Origin of the sequence: Haloferax sulfurifontis ATCC BAA-897 (genome assembly GCF_000337835.1) — an archaeon.
Taxonomy (GTDB): domain Archaea; phylum Halobacteriota; class Halobacteria; order Halobacteriales; family Haloferacaceae; genus Haloferax; species Haloferax denitrificans.
The window spans coordinates 41,755-59,624 of record NZ_AOLM01000019.1 but is presented as its reverse complement, the minus strand read 5'-3'; the positions used below and the strand labels follow the sequence as shown (position 1 = coordinate 59,624).

General features: G+C 67.8%; 19 protein-coding genes. 10 read left to right on the top strand and 9 right to left on the bottom strand.

The genetic code is table 11. From position 1 onward, the window contains the following. Nucleotides 1-44: 44 nt before the first annotated feature. From C441_RS10535 to C441_RS10525, 3 genes are all read left to right on the top strand, one after another. The gene (locus tag C441_RS10535; RefSeq protein ID WP_007275068.1) at nt 45-455 is read left to right on the top strand and encodes a type IV pilin N-terminal domain-containing protein; all 411 of its coding nucleotides are present in this window, start codon (nt 45-47) and stop codon (nt 453-455) included. Nucleotides 456-518: 63 nt separating this feature from the next. Then, nucleotides 519-902, top strand: coding sequence for a methylglyoxal synthase (locus C441_RS10530; protein ID WP_004971138.1), 384 nt, complete (start codon nt 519-521; stop codon nt 900-902). 109 nt (nt 903-1,011) lie between these two features. Then, the gene (locus tag C441_RS10525) at nt 1,012-1,443 is read left to right on the top strand and encodes a DUF7332 family protein (RefSeq protein ID WP_007275067.1); all 432 of its coding nucleotides are present in this window, start codon (nt 1,012-1,014) and stop codon (nt 1,441-1,443) included. On the opposite strand, the gene C441_RS10520 is transcribed toward C441_RS10525, so the two are convergent. Both C441_RS10520 and C441_RS10515 read right to left on the bottom strand, forming a co-directional pair. Then, a complete protein-coding gene (locus tag C441_RS10520; protein WP_007275066.1) occupies nt 1,444-2,250 on the bottom strand; it encodes an endonuclease III domain-containing protein in 807 nt (268 codons plus the stop codon). A 72-nt stretch (nt 2,251-2,322) separates the two neighbouring features. Then, nucleotides 2,323-2,748, bottom strand: coding sequence for a DUF371 domain-containing protein (locus C441_RS10515; RefSeq protein ID WP_007275065.1), 426 nt, complete (start codon nt 2,746-2,748; stop codon nt 2,323-2,325). A gap of 299 nt (nt 2,749-3,047) precedes the next feature. Between C441_RS10515 and C441_RS10510 the strand changes: the two genes are divergently transcribed. The 3 genes from C441_RS10510 to C441_RS10500 all read left to right on the top strand — a co-directional run bounded on the left by C441_RS10510 (nt 3,048) and on the right by C441_RS10500 (nt 6,246). Continuing rightward, complete coding sequence (locus C441_RS10510; RefSeq protein WP_004064289.1) at nt 3,048-3,971, top strand: coiled-coil protein; 924 nt, start codon at nt 3,048-3,050, stop codon at nt 3,969-3,971. A 90-nt stretch (nt 3,972-4,061) separates the two neighbouring features. Further along, the gene (sppA, locus tag C441_RS10505) at nt 4,062-5,063 is read left to right on the top strand and encodes a signal peptide peptidase SppA (protein ID WP_007275064.1); all 1,002 of its coding nucleotides are present in this window, start codon (nt 4,062-4,064) and stop codon (nt 5,061-5,063) included. A 43-nt stretch (nt 5,064-5,106) separates the two neighbouring features. Next, complete coding sequence (locus C441_RS10500; protein ID WP_004971132.1) at nt 5,107-6,246, top strand: DUF373 family protein; 1,140 nt, start codon at nt 5,107-5,109, stop codon at nt 6,244-6,246. A gap of 38 nt (nt 6,247-6,284) precedes the next feature. On the opposite strand, the gene C441_RS10495 is transcribed toward C441_RS10500, so the two are convergent. Then, nucleotides 6,285-6,476: a DUF7333 family protein gene (locus C441_RS10495; RefSeq protein WP_007275063.1), complete on the bottom strand. Its 192-nt coding sequence runs from the start codon at nt 6,474-6,476 to the stop codon at nt 6,285-6,287. A gap of 87 nt (nt 6,477-6,563) precedes the next feature. Then, the gene (locus C441_RS10490) at nt 6,564-7,346 is read right to left on the bottom strand and encodes an aldo/keto reductase (protein ID WP_007275062.1); all 783 of its coding nucleotides are present in this window, start codon (nt 7,344-7,346) and stop codon (nt 6,564-6,566) included. 226 nt (nt 7,347-7,572) lie between these two features. Between C441_RS10490 and C441_RS10485 the strand changes: the two genes are divergently transcribed. Together C441_RS10485 and C441_RS10480 are read left to right on the top strand one after the other, a co-directional pair. Further along, nucleotides 7,573-7,770 carry a hypothetical protein gene (locus C441_RS10485; protein WP_049920544.1) on the top strand — a complete coding sequence of 66 codons (198 nt, stop codon included), beginning with the start codon at nt 7,573-7,575 and terminating at the stop codon, nt 7,768-7,770. A 158-nt stretch (nt 7,771-7,928) separates the two neighbouring features. Beyond that, nucleotides 7,929-8,639 (top strand): DUF6517 family protein, encoded by a 711-nt coding sequence (locus C441_RS10480; RefSeq protein ID WP_007275060.1) that lies wholly within the window; start codon nt 7,929-7,931, stop codon nt 8,637-8,639. Nucleotides 8,640-8,672: 33 nt separating this feature from the next. Here the strand turns inward: C441_RS10480 and C441_RS10475 are convergent, their stop codons facing one another. Further along, a complete protein-coding gene (locus C441_RS10475; protein WP_007275059.1) occupies nt 8,673-9,536 on the bottom strand; it encodes a 2-oxoacid:ferredoxin oxidoreductase subunit beta in 864 nt (287 codons plus the stop codon). Beyond that, nucleotides 9,533-11,293: a 2-oxoacid:acceptor oxidoreductase subunit alpha gene (locus C441_RS10470; protein WP_004044050.1), complete on the bottom strand. Its 1,761-nt coding sequence runs from the start codon at nt 11,291-11,293 to the stop codon at nt 9,533-9,535. The genes C441_RS10475 and C441_RS10470 overlap by 4 nt, the downstream gene beginning before the upstream one ends. 306 nt (nt 11,294-11,599) lie before the next feature. Here C441_RS10470 and C441_RS10465 point away from each other — a divergent pair, with 306 nt between their 5' ends. Further along, nucleotides 11,600-12,244, top strand: coding sequence for an FAD-dependent oxidoreductase (locus C441_RS10465; RefSeq protein ID WP_007275058.1), 645 nt, complete (start codon nt 11,600-11,602; stop codon nt 12,242-12,244). A 37-nt stretch (nt 12,245-12,281) separates the two neighbouring features. Here C441_RS10465 and C441_RS10460 read toward each other — a convergent pair whose 3' ends face one another. From C441_RS10460 to C441_RS10450, 3 genes are read right to left on the bottom strand one after another with little or no spacing between them, the layout of a single operon-like run. After that, complete coding sequence (locus C441_RS10460) at nt 12,282-13,103, bottom strand: ABC transporter permease (RefSeq protein ID WP_007275057.1); 822 nt, start codon at nt 13,101-13,103, stop codon at nt 12,282-12,284. Further along, nucleotides 13,100-13,981: an ABC transporter ATP-binding protein gene (locus C441_RS10455; protein WP_007275056.1), complete on the bottom strand. Its 882-nt coding sequence runs from the start codon at nt 13,979-13,981 to the stop codon at nt 13,100-13,102. Before C441_RS10455 ends, C441_RS10460 begins: the two co-directional genes overlap by 4 nt. Continuing rightward, nucleotides 13,974-15,899 (bottom strand): NosD domain-containing protein, encoded by a 1,926-nt coding sequence (locus C441_RS10450; protein ID WP_007275055.1) that lies wholly within the window; start codon nt 15,897-15,899, stop codon nt 13,974-13,976. The genes C441_RS10455 and C441_RS10450 overlap by 8 nt, the downstream gene beginning before the upstream one ends. Nucleotides 15,900-16,127: 228 nt before the next feature. Here C441_RS10450 and C441_RS10445 point away from each other — a divergent pair, with 228 nt between their 5' ends. Next, a complete protein-coding gene (locus tag C441_RS10445; RefSeq protein WP_007275054.1) occupies nt 16,128-17,828 on the top strand; it encodes a methylmalonyl-CoA mutase family protein in 1,701 nt (566 codons plus the stop codon). The last annotated feature ends 42 nt before the right edge of the window (nt 17,829-17,870 follow it).

Genomic DNA, 17,870 nt, shown 5'->3' with positions numbered 1-17,870 from the left:
CCCTGTCAGTCTAGTATGAGTTCTAGCGAGTCGATAGAACCTCGATGACCAGTTTCAATCGCAAACCCGAGGAGAAAGGCGTCCCCGTTATCATCGCTATCGTCCTCGTCGGAGTTATCTTCGTCATCGTCGGAGCGGTGGTACTCGCGGGGATGTTGGGAACCTTCGTACTCAGCACGGGCGAACAGGTGAGTCCCACCCCGTCTGTGTCATTTCAGTTCGGCGTCAGCGACGGAACGGCGACGATAGCACACGCCGGCGGCGACTCGTTTTCGGCAGGTGAGATGCTTGTGGTCGCCGGTGACACCGAACAGTCGTGGGCGTCGCTGTCGGGAGCAGACGGACCCGTCGAACGGGGCGATTCGATTTCGTTCGACGTCGCGAGCGGCGACCCCGTCGAACTCGTCTACGTGGGTGGCGACGGACGCGAACTCGTCGGTCGGTTTAGCGCGTAGTCAGCCCCAGGAGCGAACTTCGATTGGCGAACATTAATCAGGACTCTCGAACGAGTGGTTGCCATGCGTCTCGCACTTATTGCGCACGACGAGAAGAAGCCGGACCTCATCTCCTTCGCCGAGGAGCGGCAGGCCGACCTCGAACGCTTCGAACTCATGGCGACGGGTACGACCGGCCAGCGACTCATCGACGCCACGGGCCTCGACATCGAGCGCAAGCAGTCCGGGCCGCTCGGCGGCGACATGCAAATCGGCGCGGAGATCGCCAGCGAGACCTGCGACGGCGTCATCTTCCTCCGCGACCCGCTGACCGCCCAGCCGCACGAGCCGGACATCAGCGCCCTGCTCCGCATCTGCGACGTCCACCAGACGCCGCTGGCGACCAACCTCGCCAGCGCGGACGCCGTCCTCGACGAACTCATCAGACAGCTCGACGGCGAGGAGTAACACCGGGACCGGGCCGCGACGCGCGCGTCCATCGCTTCGCTTCGAGATACGGTATCACGCCTGAGAATCGCGGCGTATCCTTAATTATCAGCGCGCCGGAGGCGACGGTATGCACGCCGCGACTCGCGCGTCCCTGACGCTCGCCGTGATTCTCACTGTCGCGACCGCCCCGGTCGTCGCCGCGACCGCCGCGACTTCGCCGTGTTTCCCCGGCGAAGGCCACCAGTTCGACATCGGCGGCGAGGGCGCGGGTATCGACCTCGTGGTCTTCCTCTCCGTGTTCGAGAATCTCGGCGGCGAGGGCGGGTTCGGGATGGAAGCCAGCGGCTCCATCGGTAACGACTCCATCGTCCAACTCCGGGCGGGCGTCGCGTTCGACGGCGTCGGCCCCGCCGCGGCGTTCCTCTCGAACCCCTTCTCGCGGTTCAGCGTCGTCTACGACTACTCGATGAATCTCCCGATGTTCGCGGACTCGGGCGTCGAATCGAGCTACGAGGACGACGGCTCGCCGGTGAGCGGGCTCGAAACGAAGTCCTGTTAGTCAGTCGTCCGCGGCCGCGGGGTCGGTGACGGACTGCGCCGCCGGGTCGACGCCGACCATCTCGCACACGTCGGCCATCGGGCACGCCCCGGGCCCGTCGAGACACGCGGGCGTCCGTGCCTTGCAGAACTCGCGGCCGAACTGAATCATCGCGGTGTGACCGAAGCCGCATTTCTCGTCGGGGATATCGCGTTCGAGCGCCGCCCGAACGCCCTCGTGGTCGGCGTCGGCGGGCGCGAGTCCGATTCGCCGAGCGATGCGGTGGACGTGCGTATCGACGGGGAAGACGCCGCCGCGGCCGCCCGCGAAGAGGAGGACGCAGTCGGCGGTCTTGGGGCCGACGCCCTTCATCTCCAAGAGGCGGTCGCGGACCGTCGCGGGGTCTTCCTCGCGGACGTAGCGGTCGAAGTCGGCCTCGCTCCCGAAGTCGGCCAGCACCTCCTCCGCGACGCCTTGGATGAGATTCGACTTCTGGTTGTAGAGCCCGCCGGAGCGGATGGCGTCGACGATGCCCTCGCGGTCGGCCGCCGCCAGCGACTCGGCGAGGTCGCCGCCGCCGTACTGCGCCATGAGTTCGTCGTGGGCCGGCTGGCTCGCCTTGTCGCTCGTGTTCTGGCTCAGGATGGTTCGGACGAGACACTCGAAGCCGCCCTGCCCGCCGTAGGCCTTCCGCCAGTAGCGTTCGCCGAGTCGGTCGACGACGACCTCGGCGCGCGTCGCGGTCTCGGGGTCGGCGGGGTCGAACGCCGTCTCTCGGCTGCCGCCGCTCGCGCCGCCGCTGATGTTCTCTGCGGGTTCGTCGGGCATGTCCGGAGGTTACGACCGCGCGGTGAAAAGCCCACGTCGTCAATCGGCTCGCGTCGGTCCGTCGCCGCGGGACTATTCGACGTCGATGGTGACAGTCAGTTCCGCGCCGTCGGCGAGCGCCGAGACGAGGTCGCGGTCGAAACCGGCCGCGGCGTGGGCCGCGTCGACCGCGCCGGTTCGGTCGTCCACGTAGTCGCTCGTGCGGAAGACGATACTGCGGTCGCCCTCGAACGTGAGGTCCGGGTGCCCGCGTGCGCGGACGGTCTGTTCATGGGCGTCGTCGCCCGCGTCCACGCGGACGTGCACGTCGATAGTCGCGTCGCCGGACTGGCAGGCCTCGACGAACGCCGGGTCGAAGTCGTCGGGCGTGCGGTCGGCTTCGACGCCGATGATGCAGTCGCCCGCGGGGGTGAGCCAGTCGTCCGTCGTCACCTCGAAGGTGCTCGCGTGTTCGGCGCGCACGTGTTCGTGGCCGCGTGCGCGAATGACTTCTCTCATGGCGTGGCATCCGACCCGACTCGGTTTAGCCCCCACGATTCACATCCCATTTATATACGGCTATGACACCATCTAACATGGTGAATACGGTCGATACGAGCGGTGTGGTAACTGTTTTCACCCGAATTTTCACCGAAGTATTTATTAACTGGTCGCCTGTATGTGTATGTACCTGAGCGCCTCCGGCGTTCCGGCGGCATCGCACGCAGAATGATCGGGAATTCTTATCCACGGTCGGTCGCACTCCCACGAGCAGCCGCCACGCACGGAGTGGTGATGGTATCGAGGATTGATTACGCATGGTAACGAAGCAGGAAGTACTTAGCGAGTTCGACGTGCAGGAACTCGACGAGGCACGAAACATCGATCTCCCAGACGAAAAGCTCGAGAGCGGCTCGAAAGGCGAACTCATCAAACTCGCCGGTCAACTCCGTGACCGCCGCAATGAACTAAACCAGATGGCTTCTGAGCGCGCGTCCAAGCGCGACGACCTCAACGCGAAGACTCGCGAGAAGGTCGACGAAGCCCAGAAGCACCGCGAGAAGCGCGACGAGATGAACTCGCAGGTGCAGGAACACAAGCAGAGCCGCAACGAGCTCAACGCGAAGGCCAACGAGCTGTTCGACGAGGTCGACGAGATGAAAAGCGACCTCGAGCTCGACGACGGCAAGGACATCGACGAGCTCAAAGAGGAGATCGAGCAACTCGAGTTCCGCCAGCAGACCGAAGTCCTCTCGACAGAAGACGAGCGCGAGCTCATCGAGAAGATCGAGAACAAGCGCGAAGAACTTCGCCAGAAAAAGGACAAGGTCGAAGAGAGCGGTGACCTCGAAGAACTCATCGAAGAGGCAGAAGAGGTCCGCTCCGAGGCGTCCCAGCACCACCAGAAGGTGACCGAGCTGGCCGACGACGCCCAGGAACACCACAACCAGATGATCGAGGCCTACCGCGAGGCCGACGACATCCGCGACAAGGCCGACGAGATGCACGAGCTCTTCGTCGAAGCCCAGGAAGCGGCCGACCGTCACCACGAGGACTTCGTCCGCGTCCAGAAGCGCCTCCGCGAGCTGGACAAGAAAGAAGAGCGCCAGCGCAAGGACTCCCGCGCCGAGGAGCGCGAGGCCGCCAAGGCCGAGGCCGAGGAGATCTACCAGAAGTTCAAGGAAGGCGAGACCCTCGAGACCGAGGACCTGATGAAGCTCCAGAAGTCCGGTCTGCTCTAGACTTCGGTCACTTTCTCTCTCTACGTCGCGCTTGCGACGTGTCATTTTTATCCCGTTCGAAGCCCGAGCGACAGCCATGAGTGATTCACCGTGACCGACAGCTTCACGCGCGTCGCCCGGCTGGCTATCGTGGTCGTCCTCGCCGTCGTCGCGGCGGCGGTCGGCTGGGTCCTGTTCTACAGCGTCCCCGACACGCTCGCCGACCTCGCGGGGCTCCTCTTGGTCATCGGGACGGTCGTCGCCGCGCTCCGCGTCGGCGGCAGGCTCGCCGCCTCGGCGTTCCCCGACTACGACGTGGCCCAAGTCGCCGTCGAAGGGCCGATTTCCCGCGACGGCGGCGGTGGCCCGGTTCCGGGCCGCGGCGGCGGCACGCCCGCCGACGACATCGTCGAACAGGTTGACGCCGCGGCCGACGACGAGAACGTCGACGCGCTCCTCGTCAAACTGAACACGCCCGGCGGGGAGGTACTGCCGAGCGACGACATCCGTCGGGCCGTCGCCGACTTCGACGGGCCGACGGTCGCCTACGCCACCGACACCTGCGCCTCGGGCGGCTACTGGATTGCCAGCGGCTGTGACGAGCTGTGGTCCCACGACGTGAGCGTCGTCGGCTCCATCGGCGTCATCGGCTCGTCGGTCAACGCCTCGGAGTTGGCCGACAAACTCGGCCTCTCCTACGAGCGGTTCGCCGCGGGCAAGTACAAGGACGCGGGGATGGCACTCAAGGAGCCGACCGACGACGAACGCGAGTACCTGCAGGGTCTCATCGACGACTACTACGACGACTTCGTCGAGCGCGTGGCCGAGGGTCGCGACATGGACCCGGAGGTCGTCCGCGACACGGAAGCCCGCGTCTACCTCGGCGAGGAGGCCCGCGAACTCGGGCTGGTCGACTCGCTGGGCACCCGCGACGACGTGGAGGACCGACTCGCCGAACTCCTCGGCCGCGACGAAGTCTCGGTCCGGGAGTTCACCCCCGAAGTCGGACTCACCGACAGGCTCCGCGGCGGCGTCGAGGGGGCGGCGTACGCCTTCGGCGCGGGCCTCGCCTCGTCGGTCGAAGCGGACGACGGCTTCTCGCTTCGGTTCTGACGACTGGGAGGCTTTTTAGCCCGCGCCCGCGTTCGTCTGCCACGTGACAACGCTCGTCCTCTGTGTCGACCGGGCGAACGACATCGGCCGAAAGACCGGGCTCTCGACGCCCGTCGTCGGCTGGGAAGCGGTCAGGTCGCTCGTTACGGACGTGGGGCTCGCGGACCCCGAGGATTCGAGCGTCAACTGCCTTCTCGCGGCGTTGCGGACGACGCGCGAACTCAGAGACGAGCGCGAGGACGCCGAAATCGCGGTCGTCTCGGGGACGAGCGACAGCGCCGTCGGGGCCGACCGCGCCGTCGCGCGACAGCTCGACGACCTCGTCGAGCGGTACGACGTCGAGTCCGCGGTCGTCGTCATCGACAGCGCGGAAGACGAGCGGCTCGTCCCCGTCGTCGAGAGCAGGCTCCGGGTCGACGCGGTCGACCGCGTGGTCGTCCGACAGGCCCACGACATCGAGTCGACGTACTACCTGCTCAAGCAGTTCCTCGGCGACGAGGAGCTTCGCTCGACGATACTCGTCCCGCTCGGCGTCGGGCTACTGCTCGTCCCGTTGCTTCTCGTCCAGTTCACCCCCGCGGTCGCGCTGGCCGGCCTCGCCGCCCTGATGGGTGCGGTACTCCTCTACAAGGGGCTGGCCATCGACGAGTTCCTCTCGGACGCTCCGGACCAGGTTCGTGACGCCCTCTACTCGGGGCAGGTGTCGGTCGTCACCTACGCGGTCGCCGCGGGACTGGCCATCGTCGGGCTGTTCCTCGGCGCGCTCGCCATTCGGTCGCCCGGCGTCGGCGGCGGGAGCGAGGAGGTGCTCGTCCCGTCGCTCCTGTTCGTCTACCACAGCGTCCCGTGGCTGGCGCTCGCCGCGTTGACCGCGAGCGCGGGTCGCCTCTTGGACGAACTCATCGGGAGCGAGCGCGTCTCCACGTCGTACATGAACCTCCCGTTCGGCGTCGTCGCCATCGGCCTCGTCGTCCGCGGCTTCGCCGGCTTCCTCCTCGAACGACAGGGCGAGCTAGCGAACCTCGAACTGCTCGGGCGACTCGCGCTCACGCCGGTCCAGCGGCTGGTGATTTTCATCGTCGCCGGCGTCGTCGTGAGCGTCGTGGGCGTCCGCATCTCGGCGAGCGTCTCCGACGAGACGCTGGACGACGTGGTCGACGCGCCGCGAGAAAACGAGAGCTGAGCGGCGTCCGTTCCGCGTTTTCGCTTCGTTCCGCGTCGTTAGTTCGACGCCCGGTACTCGCCGTGTTTGACGCCGATGGCGAGACAGACGGCCCCGAAGACGAGCATCGCGGGGGTCACCATCATCAGGACCGTACTGGTGGCCATCGCGTCCATTCCGACGAGGGCCGCGGTTCCGACGACGACGAGCGCGACGAGCAACGCGACTGTCTTGGGGAGGTCGAACTCCATGAAATTCTGTCGGGACTCGTTCGACAAATCCGTTGCGGCTCCGAACTGCGAATCGAGCGTCGAACCGGAAACCGTGGGCTCGGCCGCTTACCAGGGCGCGAAGCCGGGGTCGACGCGGCGGTCTTCGACGTCGATGGCGTCGATGGCGGCCACGTCCTCGTCGTCGAGTTCGAGCGCGAGCGACTCCCAGTTGTCGCGGATGTGGCCCTCGCTCGTCGCCTTCGGAATCGCGGTGACGCCCTTCTCGCGGAGCCACGCCAAGGACACCTGCGCCTCGCTCGCGTCGTGCTTCTCGGCGATATCGGACAGCACGTCGACGTCGAACACCGCTCCGCGGGCCAGCGGGGAGTACGCGACGATTTCGATGTCCTCTTCGGCGCAGACCTCGCGGAGTTCCTCCTGTTGGAGAAGCGGGTGCATCTCGATTTGGTTGGCGAAGATTCCAGATTCGGACAGTTCGACGGCCTCACGGACCTGTTCGGGTTCGAAGTTGGAGATGCCGACGCGCTCGGTCAGCCCCCGGTCGACGAGTTCGTCGAAGGCCGCGAGCGTCTCTTCGGCATCGTACTCGCGGGACGGCCAGTGGACGTACAGGAGGTCGACGTAGTCGACGCCGAGCTTTTCGAGGCTCACTTCGGTGCTCTCGATGACGTCGTCGTAGGACAGCTCGTCGATCCACACCTTCGTCGCGAGGAACACGTCGTCGCGGTCGACGTCGGCGGCGGCGATGCCCGCGCCGACCTCGGACTCGTTCCCGTACGCTTGGGCGGTGTCGATGTGGCGGTAGCCCATCTCCAGCGCCGTCTGCACCGCGTTGCGACACTCGTCGGCGTCCGTGTTCTGCCACGTTCCGAGGCCGAGCATCGGCATCCCGTTCGCTCGCGGTGTGTCGTCTACTGAGGCGGGGTTCTCCGTCATGGGTGAGCAGTGGGCCGCGAGTTGAAAAGGCGTTCCGAAAGGGCGGACGAATTTCCGGCTTTCACGGCCTGAGTGTATGTCACACGGAGGCTCGGACGTTCGTCATTCGACGCCAACCGACGCTCGGCGGCGGATAGTTTATGTGTCACGTGGTAGCATATCTGTACGGTGGTCAGGAATGTCGTCCGCATCAGAGCCGTTGACAGAAGAGAACACGAACGCGTTCGCACACCGCATCGCGGGTGACTCGCTCGTCTACGAGTGTCCGAACTGCGAGTTCGGCGAGGTGTTGGTGACGGAGCTCATCGAGTCCGACGACGCGCGGTGTCTCGACTGCGGGACGCGCTACCAGCTCCGCATCGAGACGGTGGAGTAACGAGCGAGTCGCCGGGGGACCCGCCGGGAGACTCGACGGCGGTTCGGTCACCTCGGTCGCCCGGCCCCGCTTGGTCCCACTCGGACCGACTCGGCCGGTCGCTCGGCTCTTTTTCGCGGCGGCGAGACTGTCATGCTCTCTGCGCGCCTCTAGGTCGCATGCCTCAACTACGCACAGCCCTCGCGCTCGCACTCGTCGTCGCCCTCGCCGGTTGCCTCGGTGGGCTCGGCGATTCGACCACGTTCGCGGCCCAGCCCGCGACGATTCCCGCGTCGGCCTACGAGGCGCACGGCTACGTCCACGGCAACAGCACGGTCGTCCCGCTTTCGTACGACGTGGGCGTCGGGCCCGCCTCTCGCTCCGTCGGCGCGGAGGTCTGGGTGTCCGGCTACTCGAAGACGACCGACGACGACGATATCACGGCCCTCGCGGTCGTCTCGTCGCCGAACGCCGAGGTCGCCGGGCAGTCGGTCAACCCGCTTTCGAACCTCGGCAACCGCGAACTCGTCGCGGCCGGTCTCGACGTGCTGGCCGACGCGCAGGCGCTCGGAAACGTCCCCGAGGTCAACGGCGTCCGCGAGGTCGGCGCGCGGAACGTCACGATGCTCGGGTCGGAGACGGAACTCGTCACCTACGCGGGGACGGTCGAGGTCGAGGCCGGCGAGACCGCCGTCGACGGCGAGATGGTCGCCTACGAGGGCGGGTCGGCCGAGGTGCGACTCCACCTCGCGACGGTCGAACACGACGGGGACGTGGTGGTCGTCCTCGCGGTCCACGGGGCCGACGTGGACGAGACCGACGCGGTCGCGGCGCTCGCGGGCGCTGTCGAGCATCCGGGAACGGTCGAAAGAACGGTCGAAGTTCGGTGAGCGGTCGGCGCGGCGTCGTCGGCGAGTTCGGCGTTAGTAGAACTCGCGGACGAGGTCCATCGCGTCGTCGGGCGCGCCCGACGGGATGTCCGACATGTCCTTGTCGACGCCGAACTTCTCCTCGTAGGAGACGGAGCTTTCGTCCTTGTAGATGATACCCTCGTACTCCTTCGACGAGTCGAGAATCTTCTCTTTGGCCGCGTCGTAGTCGGTCGGGTCGTGGTCGGTGTCCGCGAGGTCCACGAGGTTGTCGCGGAAGTAGTCGTAGGTGTCAACGTCGTTGAACGTGACACACGGACTGAACACGTTCACGAAGCCGAAGCCGTCGTGTTCGATGGCCTCCTGGACGATTTCCGCGTGACGCTTGTGGTCCGTCGCGAACGACTGCGCGATGAACGTGCCGCCGGCCGCGAGCGACAGCGCGAGCGGGTTGACCGGGGGCTGTTGGGGCCCTTCGGGCGTCGTCGAGGTCTCGAAGTCCTCGCGCGAGGTCGGCGAGGCCTGTCCCTTGGTGAGGCCGTAGATGCGGTTGTCCATGACGGTGTAGGCCATGTCCACGTTGCGGCGGACGGCGTGGATGAAGTGGCCCGCGCCGATGGAGTAGCCGTCACCGTCGCCGCCGGCGGCGACGACGGTCAGGTCGGGGTTCGCCAGCTTGACGCCGGCGGCGACCGGGAGCGAGCGCCCGTGGACGCCGTGGATGGCGTACGAGTGCATGTACGTCCCGATTTTCCCGGAACAGCCGATACCGGCGACCATGAACGTGTTGTCGGGGTCGGTGCCGGAGTTGGCGAGGGCTTTCATGATGCCGTTCATCGTCCCGAAGTCCCCACAGCCGGGACACCAGGTCGGTTGTTTGTCTGACTTGAAGTCGGTGAAGCGGACGTTTGAGCTCATGCTGAGACCTCCTCTGCGTCGAGGGTGGCTTTGATTTCGTCTGCGAGTTCGTCCGCCTTGAAGCGGACGCCGTCGTACTTGTTGATGCGCTTGACACGGGTCAATGTGTCGTGCTCGACGACGTTGGCGAACTGCCCCGTCGCGTTACACTCGACGACGATGACCTCGTCCGCCGCCTCGATTTCCTCGGTGAGGTCCGGCCGCGGGAACATGTACGGAACCGACAGGAACCGAACGTCGATGCCGTCCTCTTCGAGGAAGTCGAGCGCCTCGACGAGCGCGCCCTCGTTGGAGCCCCACGAGAGGATGAGCGTGTCCGAGTCGGCGTCGCCGAACTCGCGCGGCGAGAAGTCCTCGGTCTGCTTTGCGGTCTCGACCTTCCGGTCGCGCTTGTCGACCTGCTCGACGCGCATCGACCGGTCTTCGGTCCGTCGACCGAGCTCGTCGTGTTCGAGACCCGTCGACATGTGCGCGCCCTGTTCCGTGCCGGGGAACGCGCGCGGGCTGACGCCGTCGTCGGTGAGCGCGTGCGGCTGGAAGCGACCTTCCTCGTCGAGCCACTCGTCGATGGAGTCGTCGTCGACGACCTTGCCGCGGTCGATTTCGACTTCGTCCATGTCGAACGTCTCGGGGGAGAACGTCTGTTCCGTGACCGCCATCGCGAGGTCGGCGGCGACGTACACCGGAACCTGGTACTTCTCGGCGAAGTTGAACGCCTCGACGGTCTTCCAGAAGCACTCGTCGATGCTCGTCGGCGCGACGACGAACCGCGGAATCTCGCCGTGGCCGCCGTACAGCATCATGTTGAGGTCGCCCTGTTCCTGCTTGGTCGGCATCCCCGTCGAGGGACCCGAGCGCATCACGTCGACGATGACGAGCGGCGTCTCGGAGGTGGCGACGAGACCGAACGTCTCGGTCATCAGGTCGATACCCGGCCCGGACGTGGCGGTCATCGACCGCGCGCCGGCGCGCGCCGCACCGAGCGCGAGGTTGATGGCCGCGAGCTCGTCTTCCGCCTGCACGACGTGGCCGCCGTAGCGTTCGATGCGGCCGGTGAGGTACTCCATCACGTCGGTCGCGGGCGTGATGGGGTAGCCGGCGTAGAAGCGACAGCCGGCGGCGATGGCGCCCATGCCGATGGCCTGGTCGCCGTTGATGAGCACGTAGTCCTCGTCGGTCGTTTCGAGGTCGTAGTCGAACTCGTGGTCGTACTCGTCGTGGACGTATTCGAGGCCCGCGCGAGCCGCCTTCTTGTTGTTCTCGACGATGGCCTCGCCCTTCCCGCCGAAGCGCTTCTGGAGCGCGCTGTCGAGGTTCTCAATGGGGAAGTCCGCGACGGCGCACGCCGCGCCGAGCGCGACGACGTTGCGCATGATTGCGCCGCCCGCCTCCTCGGCGAGCGCCTTGAGGGGGATGTCCAGCCCGACCATTCCCTCGGGGATTTCGACGTCCGCCATGGTGGAGCGGTCGCCGTCGTAGATGATGACGGAGCCCTCGTGTAGTTCGTCGAGGTTCTCGTCGATTGTTCGTTGTGTGAGCGCGATGAGCACGTCGAGTCTGTCGACGACGCTCTGCACGGGGTCGATGGCAGTCCGAACCTTGTACGCGGTGTATCCGCCCCGGATTCGCGAAGCGAAGTCCTTAGAGGTGAACACGTGGCGTCCAGCCCGGGAGAGTGCCTGAGCGAAAATCTTCCCCGTGGAGTCGATGCCATCGCCAGCCTCGCCGCCGATGGCCCAGTTGAAGTCCGCAGGCATGCTGGGTGAAATCTACCCATAGCCGGGTCAAAAGCCTTCTGAAAATTGGTGTTAAACGTCGGTACTGATAATCGATAGAAATCGCACGAACAAATTCATATATCGCTATTGAATTGAGGTTGTCTATCCAAACGGTGTGTAGACGGCATTTTACTGAACGTACGTCCAATCATGGTGTATTTCGACCTCTCGTGACAATTATTTCCGGTTTACACCGTGCGAGAGACTCGCACGATTCGCGTCCGGTCTCCGGCGCGCGCGTCCGGGAAGGCAAGGCCCTTGTGAGCCTGCGACCAACCCGGTCGCATGGACGCAATCGTCACCGTCGCCGCGGCCCGCGACGTCGGCCCCGGCACGGTCGCCATCGAGTTCGAGACGCCCGACGGCTTCGAGGCCGAACCGGGCCAGTTCGTCAAGCTCTCCGCCGAGGTCGACGGCGAGTCGTACGCGCGGTTCTACACGCTCTCGTCGCCCGGCGTCGGCGACACGTTCGAGGTGACCGTCGGCATCGATCCCGAGGAGGCCGGCCCGTTCAGCCAGCACCTCGACTCGCTCGCCGCCGGCGACGACGTCGAGGTCTCCGGGCCGTTCGGTCGGAGCTACTACGACGGCGAGTCGCGCGTGGTCGTCCTCGCGGGCGGTCCCGGCGTCGGCCCCGCGGTCGGCATCGCCGAGGCCGCGGTCGCCGACGGCAACGAGGCCGCCGTGGTCTATCTCGACGACGCACCCGCGCACGAAGACCGGCTCTCCGCGCTCCGCGACGACGGCGCGAGCGTCGTCGTCACCGGTGAGGACGCCGACCTCGCAGACGCCGTCGCCGACGCGCTTACCGGCGACGACGGCGAACAGGTGTTCGTCTACGGCTTCGCCGACTTCGTCTCGCGCGCGACCGACGCCGTCGAGGCCGCCGGCGGCGACGCCGACGCGGCGAAAGTCGAGAACTTCGGGTAACCGCTTCGCGCGCGCGCCGCCTGCGCCGCCCGGAACACTATTCTACCGGTCGCCACGCCGTCAGCACCGCGACCGCGAGCGCGACGACCACCCAGCCGACGAGCCCCGCGAGCGCCGCGGTCGGCGACCCCGCCCCGCCGGTCTCGACGGCGACGCCGAGGACGAGCGACCGGAACGCCCCGTTCGGACTCGCCGCGAGCGCGAGCGGCACCGCGTCGATACCGAGGGTTCCCGAGGCCAGCCCGGCGATGGCGGCGGCGTCGATGCCGACGACGAAGGCGACGACCAGGCCGACGGCGAGCGCAATCGCCTGCCGGGCGGTCCGCGCGGCGGCCGAGACGGCGAGCGCGACGGCCGCGACCGCGAGGGCGAAAAGCACCGCGAGGACGGCAAAGCGGAGGAACGCGACCGGCGAGTCGGCGGCCTCGTTCAGCGCGAGGAACGTCGGGTCCGGCGGCGAGAGCACCGGGACGGTCGCCCCCGCGGCGAGGAGCGACCCGAAGACGACGAACACGAGCGCGAGTCCGCGGCCGAGGTAGACGCCGCCGACGTAGGCCGACCGGGACACGTCGAAGGTGCGGAGCACGTCGAGTTCGCCCGACTCGCGGTCCGAGAGCACCGCGCGGTAACAGAGCGCGACGGCGAGAAGCGGGACGAGCGCCTCCACGAACGGGAGCAAGTCGAGCACCAGTGGGACGTAGCCGCCGCGCGCGCCGGACCCCGCGGCCGCGACCGCGACGACGGTCAGCCCGAAGACGACCGAGAGCGCGACGACCGCCGGCGTTCTGACGACCGTCCGAAGCTCGCGCGCCGCGATGGCGAACAGGTCACCGACGCCGTCGAGGTCGCCGCCGCTCATCTGCCCGTCACCCCCTCGGTCGCCACGAGGTCGCCGAAGGCGGTCTGGAGGTCCGCCGCGCCGACGGATTCGACCACCGCCCGCGGGTCGTCGTCGGCGACGAACCGCCCGCCGTCGAGGACGACCACGCGGTCTGCGGTCCGCTCGACGGGACCGAGGTTGTGCGACGAGAGGACGACCGCGACGCCCGCGTCGGCGAGGGCGGAGACGATGTCGAACAGCCGCTCGACCATGCCGGGGTCGAGGCCGCTCGCCGGCTCGTCGAGGACGACCACGGCCGGGTCGCCGACGAGCGCCCGCCCGAGACCGAGCAGGCGCGTCATCCCGCCGGAGAGCGCGCCCACCCGGCGGTCCGCGGCGTCCGCGAGGCCGACGCGCTCCAACACCTCGGCCACGTTCACGTCTTCGTCGACGAACTGCGCGTAGAATTCGAGCGCGTCGGCCGCGGAGAAGCCGGCGCGGAAGCCGGGCTGTTGCGGGAGATAGCCCACGCGGGCGCGTCCGCCGGCATCTGTCGAGGCCACCGTGACGGTTCCCTCGTCGGGCGCGCGAACGCGCGCGAGAAACCGCAGAAGGGTGGACTTCCCCGACCCGTTGGGGCCGACGAGCGCGACGATTTCGCCGGACGCGACCGACAGTGAGACGCCGTCGAGGACGTCCACGTCGCCGAAGGCGTGGCTGAGGTCGGCCGCGGCGATGGCCGGCCGGTCGCCCTCGGCGTTCGGGTCTGGTTCAGGGTGAGGGTCCGCGCTGGCGTCGGCATCGGTGTTCTCGCCCGTCGATTCGTCGGAAGCCGTCTCGGCGGTCGTCGCGGGTTCGCGGTTCGGCATCGTGATGGATTCGTCAGTCGCTGGCTCCGTCGGTTCGTGGTCAGTCATCGGTCTCCTCCGTCGCGTTCAGGCTGGCGAGCGTCTCCGGTTGGACCGGCTCGGTCCGGGGCGCGGCGTCGACCACGCCGGACCCGCGGAGGCCGGACACCGCGTCGCGGGCGCGGCGGAGCGCGCGCATCGCGGGCGACTCCGAGAGCGCGAGCGCGCCGGGTTCGCGGCCGAGTTCGGCGTCGACCGCCCCGGAGGGCTGGTACGCCCGGTCGTAGACCCCGTCGTCGTCGGCGTCTTCGAGCGGGAGGTCGCCCCAGTAGTTGCCCTCGCCGCCGGCGGTCCACGTCCGCATCGGGCCGAGCGACGACTCGACGCGCACGCCGTTGTCGACGATGTCGTTCCGGACGACGACGTTCGTCGGGAACGTCGAACTCCCGCGGACGCCGACCCCGTTTCCGGCGACGACGTTTCGGACGTACACCTGTCGGTCGCCGCTCACGTCCATGCCGTAGTCGTTGTCGGCGAACACGTTGTCCGCGACGTAGGTGTCGCTCCCGGCGGGCATGAAGCCGAAGTCCGACTCGCGCACGTCGTTTCCGACCACGAGGTTGCCGACGGGCCGGGTCATGAGGACGACGCCGATGCGGTCCCCGCGGACGACGTTGTCGGCGACGAGCGCGTCGGAGGTGTACATCTGGTGGACGCCGTAGCGGCCGTCTTCCATGCGGTTGTCGCGGACGACGCTCCCGTCGGCGCGGTGGGTGTAGACGCCGTCGCGGCCGTCGATGAACGTCGAGTCCTGCACGACCGACCGCGAGCCGATGAGGACGACGCCCATGAAGCCGTCGGCGGGCTCGTCGGCCCCGCGGACGGTCACGCCGTCGACGACGCTGTCGGCGCTCTCGCGGGCGATGACGCCGCTCGCGGGCGTGTCGATTTTCACGCCGCGGACCGCCGACCCGTTCGCGCCGTCGAGGACGACGCCGGCGTCGCCGCGGCCGTAGGCGAGTTCGACGCGGGTGTCCCAGTCGACGGACTCGTTTTCGGCGCGGACCCGTCGCGTCCCCACCTCGCCGACGCCGGAGACCGAGAGGTCACCGACCGCGCTCCGGTCGGCGCGGAGGTGGACGACGCTCCCGTTTCCGTCGCCGACGAGTCGCGTGTCGCTCCCGGCACCGCGGAGCGTCACCGAGCGGTTCAGCTCGACCGCGTCGACCGAGTAAGTGCCTGCGGGGACGTAGACCGTCGTGTTCGCGGGGGCCGATTCGACGGCGGCTCCGACGGTCGGCGCGTCCTCGCCGACGACGGTCGAGACGGGCCTGTCGAACAGCGCGTCGCTCGCGGCGGCGGTCCGGTTCGCCCACTCGTGGTGGGCCGCGACCGACGACTCGAAGGCGGCGAGCCGGGACGAAAGCGGGTCGCCGGCGCGGTCGCGGAGCGTCGCCCAGTCGACGACGTCGCCGCCGTGGGCGTCCGCGAACGAGCGGGCCGCGTCGGCGTCGGAAAACGGGACGGCGATGGGGCCGGACGGGACTCGCGCGCCGGAGTCGACGACGAACGACGCCTCGGACGCCCTCGCCCAGCCGGGGGTGCGGTTGTGTTCGGTCCGGAGGTAGCCGTCGCCGTCGAGGTCGGGCGAGACGGTCGCGTAGTCGGTGACGAAGACCGCGAGCGGGTCGCCGAACTGGCGGGCGCTCTCGGGCGTGGACACGTCGGCGGCGGCCGTGCGAACGTCGTAGTAGCCGATGATGTAGCGGTACCGCGAGAAGTGGACCTGTGCGAGCGGCACCTCGAACCCCTCGACCTCGGCCGTGCGAACGTCGACCGACGTGCCGCCGGTCTTGACCGTGTCGTCGAAGGGGACCGGCGAGACGGACCCGGACGCGGGGACGACGAAGGAGACGCTGGCGAGGACGAACACGAGCGCCGTCGCGGCGGCGACCCAGCGGGTCGTCTCGGGCGTGAGAAGCGCCATCGGTCAGCGCTCGGCTCCGACGGGTTCGGGGCCTGCGGCGGGCTGAGCCGCCGCGTCGAGACGCGCCGTGGCTGTCGCGCGGTCGTACATAGCGAGGGCTAGGTGAGCCGGGGATGATATGCGCGATGGTCTGCCCGTCGAAGTCTCGTGGCCGGTGGCGAACCGACCGCGGGCCCACCGTCCTCGTCGACCCGAATCCTTAATCATCATCCATACGGATTGAGGGACATGTACGACGAGGACGATTTGGCGTCTATCCGCGAGGCGCGCGACGAGTGGGAGTCGGAGACCCGCGACCCGTTCGTGGAGAAGGGCGGCGAGCGCAAAGACCGGTTCGCCACCGTCTCCAACCACGAGGTAGGCGACCTCTACACCCCCGCCGACGTGGCCGACCTCGACTACGAGTCGGACCTCGGCTTCCCCGGCGAGTCCCCGTACACGCGCGGGGTGTATCCCACGATGTTCCGCGGGCGGACGTGGACCATGCGGCAGTTCGCCGGCTTCGGCACGGCCACGGAGACCAACGAGCGCTTCCACTACCTCATCGAGAACGGCCAGACCGGCCTCTCGACGGCGTTCGATATGCCCTCGCTCATGGGCAAGGACTCCGACGACCCGCTTTCGGACGGCGAGGTCGGAAAGGAGGGCGTCGCGGTCGACACCCTCCGCGACATGGAGGTGCTGTTCGACGGCATCGACATCGGCGAGGTGACGACCTCCTTTACCATCAACCCCTCCGCGCCGGTCGTCTTCGCCATGTACGTCGCGCTCGCGGACAACCGCGGCGTCCCCCGCGACCGAATCGGCGGCACCTTCCAGAACGACATGCTCAAGGAGTTCATCGCGCAGAAGGAGTGGGTCATCCCGCCGGAGCCGTCGCTCAAACTCGTCACCGACACCGTCGAGTTCGCCGCCGAGGAGACCCCGCGCATCCGGCCCATCTCGGTGTCGGGCTACCACATCCGCGAGGCCGGGTCGACGGCAGTACAGGAGCTCGCCTTCACCCTCGCCGACGGCTTCGCCTACGTCGAAGACGCGGTGGACCGCGGCCTCGACGTGGACGAATTCGCCCCGCAACTGTCGTTTTTCTTCAACTCCCACAACTCCATCTTCGAGGAGGTGGCGAAGTTCCGCGCCGCCCGCCGCATCTACCACGACGTGATGTCGGAGTGGTACGACGCCGGGGACGAGCGCTCGACGCAGTTGAAGTTCCACACCCAGACCGCGGGGCAGTCGCTGACGGCCCAACAGCCGCTCAACAACATCGTCCGCGTGACGATTCAGGCGCTCGCGGGCGTCCTCGGCGGCACGCAGTCGCTTCACACCAACAGCTTCGACGAGGCGCTGGCGCTCCCCTCGGAGGAGGCCGTCACCGTCGCGCTCCGTACTCAGCAGATAATCGCCGAGGAGTCGGGCGCGGCCGACGTCATCGACCCCCTCGGCGGGAGCTTCTTCGTGGAGACGCTGACCGACGAAATCGAGGCCGAGGCGATGGCCTACATCGAGGAGATTCGAGAGATGGGCGACGGCTCGGTCCGCGACGGCGTCCTCGCCGGCATCGACGAGGGCTACTACCACCGCGAGATTGGCGAGGCGTCCTACGAGTACCAGTCGCGGGTCGAAGACGGCGAGGAGGTCGTCGTCGGCGTCAACAAGTACGACACCGAGGGGGACACCCGCCCCGACCTGCTCCACGTCGAAGACGAGGTGCAGGACCGACAGCTCGCGCGGCTCGAATCGGTCAAGGACGACCGCGACGACGCGGCGGTCGAAGCCGCGCTCTCCGACCTCCGCGAGACGGTCCGCGACGGCGACAACGTCATGCCGGTGCTCGTCGACGCCGTCAAGGAGTACGTCACGATGGGCGAAATCATGGACGTGTTCGCCGAGGAGTACGGTACCTACCGCGAGAGCATCGGCGTGATGTGAGGGGTCGTCGCCGCGACGAGCCCCCCGAAGCACTGGGGATGA